The organism is Roseomonas alba, from assembly GCF_019430885.1.
Classification (GTDB): Bacteria; Pseudomonadota; Alphaproteobacteria; order Acetobacterales; family Acetobacteraceae; genus Neoroseomonas; species Neoroseomonas alba.
This window is the reverse complement of record NZ_JAHYBZ010000018.1, coordinates 17,992-30,725: the sequence shown is the minus strand read 5'-3', so window position 1 is coordinate 30,725 and position 12,734 is coordinate 17,992. Positions and strand designations below refer to the sequence as shown.

General features: G+C 69.7%; 12 protein-coding genes. 10 read left to right on the top strand and 2 right to left on the bottom strand.

Annotation, left to right across the window (positions count from 1 at the left end):
• Positions 1-64 precede the first annotated feature (64 nt).
• The 5 genes from KPL78_RS29395 to KPL78_RS29375 all read left to right on the top strand — a co-directional run bounded on the left by KPL78_RS29395 (position 65) and on the right by KPL78_RS29375 (position 4,791).
• A complete protein-coding gene (locus KPL78_RS29395; protein ID WP_219766857.1) occupies positions 65-832 on the top strand; it encodes a hypothetical protein in 768 nt (255 codons plus the stop codon).
• Positions 784-3,162 carry an AAA family ATPase gene (locus tag KPL78_RS29390; protein ID WP_369412901.1) on the top strand — a complete coding sequence of 793 codons (2,379 nt, stop codon included), beginning with the start codon at positions 784-786 and terminating at the stop codon, positions 3,160-3,162. The genes KPL78_RS29395 and KPL78_RS29390 overlap by 49 nt, the downstream gene beginning before the upstream one ends.
• Before the next feature lie 312 nt (positions 3,163-3,474).
• Positions 3,475-4,020, top strand: a complete 546-nt coding sequence (locus tag KPL78_RS29385; protein WP_219766856.1) for a crossover junction endodeoxyribonuclease RuvC — start codon at positions 3,475-3,477, stop codon at positions 4,018-4,020.
• Positions 4,017-4,247 carry a hypothetical protein gene (locus KPL78_RS29380; RefSeq protein ID WP_219766855.1) on the top strand — a complete coding sequence of 77 codons (231 nt, stop codon included), beginning with the start codon at positions 4,017-4,019 and terminating at the stop codon, positions 4,245-4,247. Before KPL78_RS29385 ends, KPL78_RS29380 begins: the two co-directional genes overlap by 4 nt.
• A 43-nt stretch (positions 4,248-4,290) precedes the next feature.
• A complete protein-coding gene (locus tag KPL78_RS29375) occupies positions 4,291-4,791 on the top strand; it encodes a hypothetical protein (protein WP_255569571.1) in 501 nt (166 codons plus the stop codon).
• 4 nt (positions 4,792-4,795) lie between these two features.
• Here KPL78_RS29375 and KPL78_RS29370 read toward each other — a convergent pair whose 3' ends face one another.
• Positions 4,796-5,002, bottom strand: coding sequence for a hypothetical protein (locus tag KPL78_RS29370; RefSeq protein WP_219766853.1), 207 nt, complete (start codon positions 5,000-5,002; stop codon positions 4,796-4,798).
• Between the two features lie 74 nt (positions 5,003-5,076).
• Here KPL78_RS29370 and KPL78_RS29365 point away from each other — a divergent pair, with 74 nt between their 5' ends.
• The 3 genes from KPL78_RS29365 to KPL78_RS29355 all read left to right on the top strand — a co-directional run bounded on the left by KPL78_RS29365 (position 5,077) and on the right by KPL78_RS29355 (position 8,445).
• Positions 5,077-5,412 (top strand): hypothetical protein, encoded by a 336-nt coding sequence (locus KPL78_RS29365; RefSeq protein ID WP_219766852.1) that lies wholly within the window; start codon positions 5,077-5,079, stop codon positions 5,410-5,412.
• Between the two features lie 302 nt (positions 5,413-5,714).
• Positions 5,715-7,184 carry a site-specific DNA-methyltransferase gene (locus tag KPL78_RS29360; protein WP_219766851.1) on the top strand — a complete coding sequence of 490 codons (1,470 nt, stop codon included), beginning with the start codon at positions 5,715-5,717 and terminating at the stop codon, positions 7,182-7,184.
• Complete coding sequence (locus tag KPL78_RS29355) at positions 7,174-8,445, top strand: site-specific DNA-methyltransferase (protein WP_219766850.1); 1,272 nt, start codon at positions 7,174-7,176, stop codon at positions 8,443-8,445. The genes KPL78_RS29360 and KPL78_RS29355 overlap by 11 nt, the downstream gene beginning before the upstream one ends.
• Before the next feature lie 678 nt (positions 8,446-9,123).
• Here KPL78_RS29355 and KPL78_RS29350 read toward each other — a convergent pair.
• Positions 9,124-10,008 (bottom strand): DUF3489 domain-containing protein, encoded by an 885-nt coding sequence (locus KPL78_RS29350; RefSeq protein WP_219766849.1) that lies wholly within the window; start codon positions 10,006-10,008, stop codon positions 9,124-9,126.
• A gap of 174 nt (positions 10,009-10,182) precedes the next feature.
• Here KPL78_RS29350 and KPL78_RS30610 point away from each other — a divergent pair, with 174 nt between their 5' ends.
• Together KPL78_RS30610 and KPL78_RS29340 are read left to right on the top strand one after the other, a co-directional pair.
• Complete coding sequence (locus KPL78_RS30610; RefSeq protein ID WP_255569570.1) at positions 10,183-10,773, top strand: elements of external origin; 591 nt, start codon at positions 10,183-10,185, stop codon at positions 10,771-10,773.
• Complete coding sequence (locus KPL78_RS29340; protein WP_219766848.1) at positions 10,773-12,731, top strand: phage terminase large subunit family protein; 1,959 nt, start codon at positions 10,773-10,775, stop codon at positions 12,729-12,731. The genes KPL78_RS30610 and KPL78_RS29340 overlap by 1 nt, the downstream gene beginning before the upstream one ends.
• The last annotated feature ends 3 nt before the right edge of the window (positions 12,732-12,734 follow it).

Here is a 12,734-nt window from a genome sequence, read left to right as displayed (position 1 = left end):
GCGCCTTCCAGGAGGCGATGCAGGCCATCGCCCGCCAAGGCACAGCACAGGAGATCCCGTTCTGATGCTCGACTTCAACAGCCGGGGTCAGACTGCCCTGCACGTCAACGCGGCGATCGACGCGGCCCTGGTCGCACGCCAGGCCGCCACCCCACCACGGACCTATCTCGGCGGCTCCCGGCTCGGCCATTCCTGCGAGCGCGCCCTGCAGTTCGAATTCCTGCAGGCCCCGAAGGACGAGGGTGCGGACTTCGACGGGCGGATCTTGCGCATCTTCGGCATCGGCCACGCGCTGGAGGATGTCGCGGTCGATTGGCTCCGCGCCGCCGGCTTCGAGCTCTACACTCGCAAGGGCAACCGCCCGGATGGCGAGCAGTTCGGCTTCGCGGTGGCGGGCGGACGCATCCGCGGCCATGTCGATGGCATCCTCGCCGGCGGGCCCGCGATCCCCGGCCTGGCCTTCCCCGCCCTGTGGGAATGCAAGACCATGAACGCCAAGGCCTGGCGGGAGACGTCGAACAAGGGTGTCGCCATCGCCAAGCCGATCTACGCGGCGCAGATCGCGGTCTACCAGGCCTATATGGATGCCGCCGTGCCAGGGGTGGCGGACAACCCGGCGCTGTTCACCGCCGTCAACAAGGATACCGCCGAGCTGCACCATGAGCTGGTGCCCTTCGATGCGGCGCTGGCGCAGCGGATGTCGGACCGTGCGGTGCGGGTGCTCAGGGCCTGCGATGCCGGTGACCTGCTGCCCCGCGTCGCGACCCAGCCTGACTTCTATGAGTGCCGCTTTTGCCCCTGGGCGAAGCGCTGCTGGGCGAAGCCGGCATGAGCGGCTGGAGCGATTTCAATAATGCGCCGGGCCTCCCTTGGGAGGAAGTGTCGGGCGCCGCGGCCATCAACCACGGCGCCATCGCCACCTTCCTCGAGGTGGTGTTCGGCTATTGCGATGGTCTGATCCCGGTCCGCGGCTTCGTCGATCAGGGGCAGGGCATCGACACCCGGCCGCACAACATCTGGATCCCTGCCGATCGGCATGCGGGTGAGTCGCTCGGCACCTATGCTGCATGGGCGGCACGCGAGGGCACGGCGGTCTATGTCATCCCCGGCACCGTCGCCGAGCACGGCCAGGCCCGCGCCGAGCATGTCCGGCAGATGCAAGCCGCCGTGGTGGATCTCGACACTGGCGACGTCGACGCCAAGCTGGCCCATCTCATCCAGCACCTCGGCGCACCGACACTCCTGGTTGAAAGCGGCGGCCGCACGGCGGAGGGCGCCGCCAAGCTGCATGCCTGGTGGCGGCTGACGGAACCGGCCGAGGGGCAGGATCTCGTCCAGCTCTGCGCGCTGCGCGGGGAGATGGCCGAGAAGGTCGGCGGCGACCCGCATTTCCGCTCCGCTCACCAGCCGATCCGTGTCCCCGGCACGGTCTATCGTAAGGGCGGCGCTGAGCGCGTCGTCACCATCCGCCAGCATGATCCGCAGCGCGAGGTGGACCTCGCCGAGTTCGCCGAAGCAGTCGCCGCGATGCCCTACCTGGCCGGGCAGGAGCGGACGCAGCCCGTCTCGCAGGGCGATCGGCCGGGGCTCGATGCCATCCTCATCACCCCCGTCCGCGAAGGCGCCCAGGACGGTTGGACGCGCTTCCAGGGCGCGAGTGCCGCCATTGGCCACTTCATCCGCCAGGTCCATGAAGGGCGCCTGACGCCCGACCAGGGCTGGGAGGCCATCTGCGGCTACAACGCCGCCTGCCTCCGCCCGGCCTGGCCGCTGGAGCGCCTCAAGGCTGAGGCCGACGCGCTGTGGGCGCTCCACGTCGATCGCAACGGGCCGCCGCTGCTCCGGGCCGATGGCGCGCCTCCCGCGTCCGTCCCGGCGCATACGCTCGGTGCGCTGCTCGACGACACCTCGCCGATGCCGGAGGACCTGATCGGTCCGCGCGTGCTCACGCCGGGCGGCATGCTGGTCCTCGGCGGCGCGCCCAAGGTCGGCAAGTCCGACTTCCTCATCAGCCTGCTGGTGCACGCCGCCGCCGGCGCGCCGTTCCTCCGGTTCACCGCGCCGCGGCCGCTGCGCGTCTTCTATCTGCAGGCCGAGATCCAGTACCACTATCTGCGCGAGCGCCTGCAGCAACTCCGGCTTGACCCCGCCATTCTGGCCCGCGCGCGCGACACCCTCGTTGTCACCCCGAAGCTGCGCATGCTGCTCGACGACCACGGCGTGCCCCTCGTTGCCGCGGCCATCCGCACGGCATTCCCCGATGCGCCGCCGGACGTGATCTGCATCGACCCGATCCGCAACCTGTTCGACGGCGGGCCCGGCGGCGAAGGCGAGAACGACAACGCGGCGATGCTGTTCTTCCTGCAAAGCCGCGTCGAGGCGCTGCGCGACCAGGTCGCGCCCGAGGCCGGCATCATCCTCGCGCATCACACCAAGAAACTCAGCAAGCAGCAGGTGAAGGACGATCCCTTCCTCTCGCTCTCCGGCGCCAGTGCGCTGCGCGGCTTCTACACCTCGGGGATGATCCTGTTCCGGCCGGACGAGGAGGAGACGCCGCGCGAACTGCATGTCGAGCTCCGCAACGGGCCTGCGCTCTCACCACTGCTGATCGACAAGGCCGCCGGGCGCTGGGTCGAGCTCAACCGCGGCGACGAGCGGCTCGTGCGCAAGGAGATCGGCCGCAAGCTCGATGCGGAGCGTCTGCGCAAACACGACGTCATTCTCGGGATCCTGCTGGACGAGGCCAGCGAGGGGCGCCTGTACCCGATGATGCAGTTCGCCGAGGCATTCGAGAACAAGGCTGGCCTCGGTAGCAAGCACACCATCCGCGAACGCTTGAGCGTGCTCGCCACCAAGGGCTTCGTGAAGTTCCGCCGCGACGGCAGCGCATTCGGCTTCCCCGCCGTGCGCTCGCGCTTCGGCTACCTCTGCGTCGAGGGCATGACCCTTGGGGGCGGCGTCGAGAGCGTCGATCCGACCACCGGCGAGATCACCAACACGGCGCAGCCGGTGCTGCCTAGCCACTTCAAATGCGCCCAGACCGGCAACGCGCTGGACGTCGAAAACCCCGAGGTCTGGGTCTACCCGGAAGGGGTCTTGGACGACCTAACTCCTGAGGAGTTAGGCCTAACTCCTCACTCCTCCCGGAAAACTTCGCCATGAAATCAATGTCTTGGCGCCGCGGAGGAGTTAGGTCCCTAACTCCTCCCTCACTCCTCCTAACTCCTGTTTTTGCGAGCAAATTCAGAGGGTTGGCGCAGTGGGAGGAGTTAGGTGCTTCATCCACCCCCTACGGGGGTGTGCGCGCGCGCCTCAATGGCGCGCGCACACCACACCTCGTCCGGAGGACACGGGGCCGCGATCCACCTCCCCCTGGATCGATCCCATCCATCCCAGCCGGGCAGCGACGGCGAGCTCCGCCAAGAACCGCGCCGTCGCCGCCCTCACCAGGATCATCCCCTTTCGGAGACCATCATGGCTTTCACGACTCTCGCCGCGCCCACCGCCAATGCAAGCCTGCCGCCCGGCATCGATCCGCCGCTGCGGCAGACCGGGAACACTGTCCTCGCCATCGATCTCGGCACGACGGTGGGCTGGGCACTGCGCATGGGCGACAGCACGATCCTCTCGGGCACCCAGACCTTCCGCCCCGGCCGCTTCGAGGGAGGCGGCATGCGCTATCTCCGCTTCACCGACTGGCTGGTCGAGATCGCCATGCGCGCCCACGGCATTCGCCGCCTGGTCTTCGAGGAGGTGCGCCGCCACGCCGGCACCGACGCGGCGCATGTCTACGGCGGCTTCCTCGGCACGCTGACCGCCTGGTGCGAGGAACACGAGGTCCCCTACGAGGGCGTCCCAGTCGGCACGATCAAGCGCTACGCCACCGGCAAGGGCAATGCCGACAAGGCGACGATGATCGCGGCCATCCGAGCCCGCGGCTTTCTGCCTGCCGATGACAACGAGGCCGATGCCATTGCCCTGCTGCTCTGGGCGACCGAGCCCACGGGAGGCCGGGCATGAGCATGCACGGTGCACCGCTGGCGCCCCGCTCCTGCCTCAACCGCGGCACGCGCAGCCCGACCAGCGACAGGGAGGTCAACGCCATGCGCGCCGCCGCGTGGCATCGGCACGGCGTCGCCGCCATTCCTGTGGACGATGTCCTGGATCCCTGGCTGCGCCAGGCGATTACCAACGAGGCCAACCGGCGCTGGGGCCGACGCAACGGGGAGATCCACCATGGCCGGTAAGCGCAGGACCAGAGCCGCAAAGCCGAAGGGCGAGGACCTGGCAATGCCCTCGAAATGGCGGCTGCAGCACGGGCCGGTGGGGGAGCCGATGCGCGAGGCCGATCCCGAGACTGGCCTGCCGGTCGTGCACCGCCGCACCGTCGACACCCTCGGCCAGATGCTCGCCAACGGCACTATTACGCAGGAGATGCACGACGCCGGCGCCGTGTTCCGCCGGCAGTTCCGCGTCGCGGCGCTCGACCAGCTACGTGCCATGCCGCTGATCCGCATTCCAGGCGGCTCCGGTGATTCCCTCACCGATCGCCAGGTCGCAGCACGCGAGCAGGTCGCGCATGCCATGATGGCGCTGGGCGGCTTCGAGAGCGCGGCCGGCTCCTGCGTCTGGCACGTGGTCGGGCTCGAATGCTCGGTGCGGGAATGGGCGCTGCGCCAGGGCTGGGGTGGGCGCAGCGTTGGCCACGCGCAGGCCCAGGGCATGCTGGTTGCCGCGCTCGGCGTCCTGGCCGCGGTCTACGGCCTCGTGCCGCGGCAGCGGGCCGCCTAACCGGTCACTCCATGCCGAGCACGAAGGCGGCGGCCTCGCCGATCAGCGTGAATGGCAGGGCCGGATGATGGGCCAGGATGGCGTCGTGCACCGCCTTGCTGGTGTCGACCCTGGTGAAGGGATCGGGAGGTCGCCGCGCAGCCCGCGCGGCGGCCAGCGTGGATGCGCTCAGCCACGGCGGAGGGAGGCGGGGCGGCTCGCCATCGGGCATGTGGACGCATATCGCCCCTATGAGAACAATACAAGAACATGATAGAGAGGCCGTGCGCACGAAGGAGGACGGTCATGGCAGCACGGCAGCGGGCGGCGATGCGCCCTCTCGATGCGGCACTGGTGCGTCTGCAGACCATGGCGGCGCGTGGGGTCCAGCCCACCCGCATGGCCCGCGAGGTCGAGCTCATCGTCGGCGAATGGCTTGGTGAGGCGGATGCCGATCCGGCTGACGTGAAGACCCGGCTGGACGAGCTCCACGAGCAGCTGGCCTCCGGTGTCGTCGATGCCGAGGAGCAGGTGTCCTACGTCGATCCCGATGAAGCCGCCGCGGTGAAGCAGGCGGGCATCACCCTGGCCGCGCTGGTCGCGACGCGGGATGCGGTGCAGCGGGCGCGCGAGGCGCTGTAGCGACGGGGCTGGTGCAGCGCGCCGCGCTGTTACAATTCACCCGCTGGCGGAGCGGAATCCGCATCTCGTAGACTCTCCCCACGATGATGAATTGCGGGTGCAGCGTGCTGCCCCGCGGCTCAGCAGCCACAGCGTCGCTCCATCGAGACAGTGGCTCGCGAGCCGCAGGGTCCTTCCTGGGCCCGGCGTAGGCGGGGGGCGGAAGCGCGCAAGGCGCCTAGCGTCAGCCCCGTTTTCCAGGTTGCCAGCGCTGCCAGGTTGCCAGCCGCGGCGCCTTTCATTCGAACATCACGCAGGTGCAGATGCCCCAGGCCCCATGGGCTGCGAGCGCCGTCGAGGCGCGCGCGGTTGCCTCGCTGCTGCCCTATGCCGGCAATGCGCGCACGCATTCCGCCGAGCAGGTGGCGCAGATCGCGGCGAGCATCCTCGAATTCGGCTTCGTCGCGCCGGTGCTGGTCGACGAGCGCGGCGAGATCATCGCCGGCCACGGCCGGCTGCTGGCCGCGCAATCCCTCGGCCTCGAGGTCGTCCCCACCATCATCCGCGCGGGGCTGACCGACGCCCAGAAGGCCGCGTACCGCCTCGCTGACAATCGCATTGCACTGAACGCTGGCTGGGACGAGGCGCTGCTCGCCGCCGAGGTCGCCAAGCTCCACGACATGGGCGGCATCGATCTCGCTCTCACCGGCTTCGATGGCACCGAGATCGACCGGCTGCTGGCGGGACTGGAAACCGAAACTGGCAACGTTGCCACCCCGGCGGTTGCCAGCGGTGCCGAGCCTGCCGCTGGCAACCCGGCCGCCGATCCGGGGACCGATAGCGAGCCGGATCCCGCCGACGCGGACCCTGATCCGCCGCGCCAGGCGGTCACCCGCCCCGGCGATCTCTGGTTGCTCGGCGAGCACCGGCTGCTCTGCGGCGACAGTACCGATGCCACCAGCGTCGCGCGCCTGATGGGTGACGAGCGCGCGGCGCTGCTGTTCACCTCCCCGCCTTACGGCAACCAGCGTGCCTACACCACCGGCGGCGTCTCGAATTGGGACGCGCTGATGCAGGGCGTGTTCCAGCATGTCGACGTGGCCCTGCGGGGCGACGGTCAGGTGCTGGTGAACCTCGGCCTGATCCATCGCGACGGCGAGTGGCAGCCCTACTGGTCGGGCTGGCTCGACTGGATGCGCGCCCGTGGCTGGCGCCGTTTTGGGCTCTACGCCTGGGACCAGGGGCCGGGCCTGCCGGGCGACTGGAACGGTCGCCTGGCGCCGGCCTTCGAGTTGGTGTTCCACTTCAATCGCGAGGCGCGGGCGCCGAACAAGATCATCCCCTGCAAATGGGCCGGCACGCCGAACAAGGGCAGTGGGCTGCGCGCCGCCGACGGCGAGGTGAAAGCCTATACCCATGTCGGCCTGCCGGTGCAGGAGATGCGCATCCCGGACAGCGTGCTCCGCATCACCCGCCACAAGGGGCGGGGGATCGAGACGGAGCATCCGGCGGTATTCCCGGTGGCGATGCCGGAACTGCTCATGCAGGCCTATGCCAGTCTCGGCGACGCTGTGTTCGAGCCCTTCGCCGGGTCTGGCACGACGATCCTGGCCGGGCAGCGCACGGGTCGAAAGGTGCGGGCGATCGACCTCGCGCCGGCCTATGTCGACCTCGCCATCGCGCGCTACCGCATGCTGTTCCCTGAATTGAGCGTCACGCTCGGCGACGACGGACGCGGCTACGACGCGATTGCCGCCGAGCGGGCCGCGGAGGCGACGGCGAATGCAGCCTGATCTTCGTGTCGAGACCATGCCGGTCGCCGCCCTCGCGCCCTATGCCGCGAATGCCCGGCTTCACCCGGCCGAGCAGCTAGCGCAACTCGCCGCCTCGATCGCCGAGTTCGGCTTCAACGTGCCGGTCCTGGTGGACGATGCCGGCGTGCTGATCGCCGGGCACGGCCGGGTTCTCGCTGCAAAGGCGCTCGGGCTGCAGGAGATCCCGGCCATCCGCCTCGGCCATCTGACCGAGGCGCAGGCGCGGGCCTATCGCCTGGCGGACAACCAGCTGGCGCTGAACTCAACCTGGGACGAGAGCCTGCTGGCCGCCGAGTTGCGGGCGCTGCGCACCGAGGAGTTCGACCTCGGGCTGATCGGCTTCGATGGCGCTGCGCTGGATCGGCTGTTGGGTGACGGGGCACCCGAGGCGCCGACGACAGCGGGCGGCGATCCCGACGCGCCGGCGCCGGAGCCGCCAGCCGCGCCCGTGTCGCGCCGGGGTGACCTCTGGCTGCTCGGCCCGCACCGGCTGCTCTGCGGTGACAGCACTTCCGCAGCGGACGTCGCGCAGCTGCTCGACGGGGCGCGGCCGCACCTGATGGTCACCGACCCGCCCTATGGAGTGAACTACGACCCGGAGTGGCGGAACGAGGCCGGCGTCTCGGCGACGATGCGCACCGGCAAGGTGGCGAACGACGACCGCGCCGACTGGCGCGCCGCCTGGGCGCTGTTCCCTGGCGACGTCGCCTATGTTTGGCACGCCGGTGTGCATGCACGCACCGTGATCGAAAGCCTCGAGGCAGCGGGCTTCGCAGTGCGGAGCCAGATCGTCTGGGCGAAGTCGCGCTTCGTGCTGGGGCGTGGTGACTACCACTGGCAGCACGAGCCCTGCCTTTATGCGGTGCGCAAGGGCGCCACGGGACATTGGCAGGGCGCGCGCGATCAGGCGACGCTGTGGCCGATTACTACCGGCGGGGACGAGGACGCCTCGACCGTGCACGGGGCGCAGAAGCCGGTGGAATGCATGCGCCGGCCGATGGTCAACAACAGCGCCGTGGGCGATGCGATCTATGAGCCGTTCTCGGGGAGCGGCAGCACCATCGTCGCGGCAGAGACCACGGGGCGGCGCTGCTATGCAATGGAACTCGACCCGCGCTACGTCGACGTGACCATACAGCGTTGGCAGAGCCTGACCGGCGTGGCGGCGTTGCTTGCGGGCGGGGATCGGTTCTCTGCCGGCTATGGCGCTCGACAACACGCGGGAAGCTGCATTCCGTAATGCTCATGGTATGATGCGGCGAATCGGATAGGCCGTATCAGTGAATGGCGCAGCCACCCACACCCCCCAGCCGACCTCCGGCACCGCCGATCCAAAGCCCGATTCCGCGGAACACGCCAAATCCGGGGACAGTGTCTCCCCGCGTGCCGCCGCCGTCTCGCCCCCCGCCTTCGAGGTAGCAGACGAAGCCAAGCTTACTCAGCTTGAGTTTTCGGTTTCAGTCAGCGTTCGATATCATTCGAAGCGGCGAGCCTGGTTCGACGCGCTTGCGCGATGGCCTAGCGTCGTCTCGCTGATAGCTGGAAGCGCTGCGTTCGTTTCCATCTCTCAGGGAATGCCGACCCTCGCCACGGTGGCAAGTGCCGCGACCGCGCTTTTCGGCGGGGCGAACCTTGTTTTCGGTTTTGCTGAACGAGCACGACGCCACGATGAGCTAGTTCGCAAATTTACACTGCTAGCTGCCGAGATCGCTGAGACCGCGTCTCCTTCGCACTCCGACTTGCGTCGATGGATGGGAGCAAAGTATCGAATCGAAGCAGAGGAGCCTTCGCCGAACAACGTTCTGAACGTCCTCTGCCACAACGAGGAAGCAGAGGCGCGAGGGTACGGACCGGAGCACGTTCACCGTGTTAGATGGTGGCAGCGCACAGGCGCTCAGATCTGCGCGCTGCCACCCAATCATTTCCCCTCGGTGATGCAGTAGACCGAGTAGGACCCCTTCGCGCCTTCCTTGTTCGGCCCGACCTGGCGCACCCGCTCCAGCACCTGGACGGTGAAGCCCTTCTTCTTCAGCCCCGCGAAGAATCCGCGGACCGTGTGCTGCTGCCAGCCGGTCGCCTCGCAGATCTGCGCGATGGTCGCGCCCTCCTCACGGCGGAGCATCGCCAGCACCGTCTCCTGCTTCGTGCCCTCCCGGGGCTTGCGCGGCGCGCTTGAGTCGCCGGCCGACCGACCCGGCTTGGCGGCCAGGACGGCGCGCAGGGCGTCGATCGCGGTCGGCAGGTCGGCGCGCTGGTTTGCCTCGTCGTTCCAAGCGTCGAGGACGCGTTGCGCGACCTCCCGCAGCGTCGCATTGCGCGTCGGGCGTGGGGTCTCCAGCGCCTGATTGAGCAGGGCCACTTCCGCCGGCTGGGCTGGGTAGAGGGCGGCTTCGGCATTCGCCGCGGGGATGCTCAGCGGCGGGGCGGCCTCCCCGCCCGTCGGCGCCGTGTCGCCAACCGCGGCGGGCTCGTCGTCACCGTCAATGAGGCGGGGATCCACCCCCTTGCGCTCGTCGCGCGGCCGGGTGTCCTCGACCTCCTCCGCCTCGCCCTCCGGCGTGACGCCGATGGCGCGCAGACCGGCCTCGGTGATGCGTAGCAGCCGGGTCCGGCCGTCGATCTGCCAGGCGTCACGCGCGTCGGTGGCGCTCGCGTGCTCGTCACAGACGAGTTCCTGCTTGATCAGGGACTTCGCCACCGTCTGCCGCGCCGCGGCGGGAAGGCGCTCCGGCGGGATCGCCAGCCGGTCGTCGCGCTGGCTGGCCTGGCTGAGGATGATCCGCTGGGTGTCGGAGAGCTTCATCTCGGGACTCCTGTTCGGCACCCGAGGATCCGGGTGCTACTGCCCCGAGCCCCGTGCGGGGCGATGCGGCGCCGGTCCGCGGCGCGTGACGCATGCTTCGCGCTGTGACGGCGCCTGAGCCAAGCGCCATCGGCGCGACATCGATTGCTATCTTCGAGGGATCTCGATCACACCATGATCGCCACCGCGCCGCCGGGCCGCGTGGCCTCGCAGCGCGAGGTGGCGCGCCGCCTCGGCATCTCCCATACGGCCCTGCAGAAGGCCCAGCGCGCCGGCCGCATTGCGCCCGAGGCTGACGGCAGCTGGGATATCGACAAGGTCCGCGCCCGGCTCGCGGACAGCAGCGACCCGGTGCGCAAGACCGCGACGCTCGGCTCCCCGGCTGCTCTCCCGATGCCAGCGGCATCGCGGCCCGCTTTGCCCGCGCCCATCGCCGCGTCGCCACCCGCTTCGGATCCGTTGCCCCGCGCGGCCCCGAACACGTTCCACGACGCGCGTACCGCGAACGAGGTGCTCAAGGCGCAGGAGCGCCGGCTGCGGCTCGACGAGCGCAAGGGCAAGCTGGTCGACAAGGCCCGTGCCCTGCTGCTGGTGCACCGCCTCGCCAAGGAGGAGCGCGACGCCATCCTCGCCTGGCCCGCCCGGGTCGCCGCCGAGATGGCGGCCGAGCTCGGCGTCGATGTGCATCGGCTGCAGACCATGATGGACACCCGCCTGCGCCAGCACCTCGCTGCCCGCCACGATGTCCGCGTGCAGGTGTCGTGATGGCGGGCGAGCATTTGCTGGAGGAGCTCGGCCGCTTCGACGGCGACGCCGAGATCCTGCAGGCCTGGCGCGACGGCATGGCGCCCGAGCCGACCCTGCTGGTTTCGGAATGGGCCGATCGCCACCGTCTGCTCGGCTCGCGGGGCTCCGCCGAACCGGGACCCTGGCGCACGGCGCGCACGCCCTATCTGCGCGAGATCATGGACGCGCTGTCGCCGGCCCATCCGGCGCGACGGGTGGTGTTCATGAAAGGCGCTCAGGTCGGCGGTACCGAGTGCGGCAATAACTGGATCGGTTACGTCATCCACCACGCCCCCGGGCCGATGCTCGCGGTGCAGCCGACCACGGAGTTGGCCAAGCGCTTCTCCGACCAGCGTATCGACCCGCTGGTGGAGGAGACGCCGGCAATCCGTGAGCGGGTGGCGCCGGCGCGGTCACGGGACAGTGGCAACCGCCAGCTTAGCAAGGAGTTCCCCGGCGGCCAACTGGTGATGACCGGCGCCAACAGCGCGGTCGGCCTGCGCTCGATGTCGGCGCGGTTCCTGTTTCTCGATGAGATCGACGCTTATCCCGGCGACGTCGAGGGCGAGGGCGATCCGATCGCGCTGGCCGAGGCTCGCGCCCGGACCTTCGGCTGGCGACGCAAGATGCTGCTGGTCTCGACGCCGACGATCGCCGGCCTGTCGCGGATCGAGCGCGAGTATCTGGCCACCGACCAACGGCGCTACTTCGTACCCTGCCCGCATTGCGGGTCGATGCAGTGGCTGCGCTTCGAGCGACTGGTCTGGGATGAGGGCGCGCCCGACGCGGCAAGGTACCTCTGCGAAGCCTGCGACGCGCCGATCGGGGAACAGCACAAGGCGGCGATGCTGGCCGGCGGTGCCTGGCGAGCGACCGCGGAGCCGACCGATCCCCACGCGGTCGGCTTCCACATCTCGGCGCTCTATTCGCCGCCGGGCTGGATGCCCTGGTCGGAGATTGCCCGGCTCTGGCTCGCGGCCCAGGGGGACGACCGGGCGATCAAGACGTTTCGCAACACCGTGCTGGGCGAGACCTGGCAGGAGGCGGGCGAGGCGCCGGACTGGCAGCGGCTCTATGACCGCCGCGAGCACTGGCCGGTCGGCGCCGTCCCGTTGCCTGGGCTGCTGCTGACCGCCGGTGTCGACGTGCAGCGCGACCGTCTCGAGGCCAGCATCTGGGCATGGGGGGAAGACCGCCAGTCCTGGCTGGTTGAGCATCGCGTCCTCCCTGGTAATCCGTTCGAGGCGCAGGTGTGGGACGAGTTGCGGCGGTTGCTCGGTGAGACCTGGCGGCATGCCTCGGGCCACCGCCTGCCCATCGCCATGGCGGCAATCGACAGCGGCGACGGCATGACCACCGCTGAGGTCTACGCCTTTGTGCGGCGGGCCGGCGCCGGCCGCGCCATCGCGGTCAAAGGCCAGGACGGGCTGCGCGCCGCGATCGGCCAGCCCGCGGCGACGGAGGTGCGGCGCAACGGGCGCAAGCTCGGCGGGCTGAAGGTCTGGCCGGTCGGATCATCCTTTCTCAAGGCCGAGACCTATGGCTGGCTGAAGCTCGACCGTCCGACCGAAGAAAGCGGCGATCCGTTCCCGGCCGGCTTCGTGCACCTGCCTGTCCATGCCGCCGGCGAGGAATTCTGCCGGCAGCTGACGGCCGAGCAACTGGTCGCGCGGGCCGGTCGGAACGGCTTTCGCCGGCTCGAATGGGTGAAGACCCGCGAACGCAATGAGGCGCTGGACTGCCGCGTCTATGCGCGCGCGGCCGCGGCCGCCCTCGGGATGGATGGCTGGGGCGAGGGACGCTGGGCGCGGATGGCCGATGCGCTGTCGCTGCCGGCCGACGAACCATCCTCCGGGGCGGCGCAGGCATCGTCCGCCGCTGCACCGCCGACCCGCCCTCGCGCCTGGCTTGCCCCGCGTGGTGGCTGGCTGCGCTGAACT

Bases quoted from the DNA above. Each gene is read 5' to 3' on its own strand.
- KPL78_RS29350 (WP_219766849.1), bottom strand. From the start codon at position 10,008: ATGAAGCTCTCCGACACCCAGCGGATCATCCTCAGCCAGGCCAGCCAG.
- KPL78_RS29385 (WP_219766856.1), top strand. From the start codon at position 3,475: ATGGCTTTCACGACTCTCGCCGCGCCCACCGCCAATGCAAGCCTGCCG.
- KPL78_RS29380 (WP_219766855.1), top strand. From the start codon at position 4,017: ATGAGCATGCACGGTGCACCGCTGGCGCCCCGCTCCTGCCTCAACCGC.
- KPL78_RS29395 (WP_219766857.1), top strand. From the start codon at position 65: ATGCTCGACTTCAACAGCCGGGGTCAGACTGCCCTGCACGTCAACGCG.
- KPL78_RS29365 (WP_219766852.1), top strand. From the start codon at position 5,077: ATGGCAGCACGGCAGCGGGCGGCGATGCGCCCTCTCGATGCGGCACTG.
- KPL78_RS30610 (WP_255569570.1), top strand. From the start codon at position 10,183: ATGATCGCCACCGCGCCGCCGGGCCGCGTGGCCTCGCAGCGCGAGGTG.
- KPL78_RS29375 (WP_255569571.1), top strand. From the start codon at position 4,291: ATGCCCTCGAAATGGCGGCTGCAGCACGGGCCGGTGGGGGAGCCGATG.
- KPL78_RS29370 (WP_219766853.1), bottom strand. From the start codon at position 5,002: ATGCCCGATGGCGAGCCGCCCCGCCTCCCTCCGCCGTGGCTGAGCGCA.
- KPL78_RS29340 (WP_219766848.1), top strand. From the start codon at position 10,773: ATGGCGGGCGAGCATTTGCTGGAGGAGCTCGGCCGCTTCGACGGCGAC.
- KPL78_RS29355 (WP_219766850.1), top strand. From the start codon at position 7,174: ATGCAGCCTGATCTTCGTGTCGAGACCATGCCGGTCGCCGCCCTCGCG.
- KPL78_RS29360 (WP_219766851.1), top strand. From the start codon at position 5,715: ATGCCCCAGGCCCCATGGGCTGCGAGCGCCGTCGAGGCGCGCGCGGTT.